At 36.1% G+C, this 410-nt stretch carries 1 protein-coding gene; it reads right to left on the bottom strand.

Annotated elements, in window-relative coordinates; genetic code table 11:
- Positions 1–157, bottom strand: a 157-nt coding sequence (gene tnpB, locus EES38_RS22680; RefSeq protein WP_341825066.1) for an IS66 family insertion sequence element accessory protein TnpB, incomplete at its 3' end; no start/stop codon positions are given.
- Positions 158–410 lie beyond the last annotated feature (253 nt).

Below are 410 nucleotides of genomic sequence, written 5' to 3'. Positions count from 1 at the left end.
CAGCATGCAAAATCTTCATGGTGGTTCTTTTCCTATTGATGAATATAAATACATCTCCACTGCGGACATCCTGTTTCATTACATTTACAACTAGGCCACTTAGTGTGTAAAAGCTTTTGCGCATATCTGTTGCTCCTGGACAAAGATAATAGCGCATAGAATCGTTAAGGCTGAACATGGATTATTGAAGTTGGTTTATGATGGTTATTAATACAGATGGATTAATATCTCCGCTTAAGCTTATCTCAGTACCATTAGGACGTTTAATTTCTATTGTAAGCTTATTGCCATTGCCCGTATTTGGTAATGGATTATGGATTAATATCTCCGCTTAAGCTTATCTCAGTACCATTAGGACGTTTAATTTCTATTGTAAGCTTATTGCCATTGCCCGTATTTGGTAATGGATT

Source organism: Vibrio viridaestus (genome assembly GCF_003856525.1).
Lineage (GTDB): Bacteria > Pseudomonadota > Gammaproteobacteria > Enterobacterales > Vibrionaceae > Vibrio > Vibrio viridaestus.
Note: the sequence above shows the minus strand (reverse complement) of the source record. Positions and strands in the feature narration are given on the sequence as shown.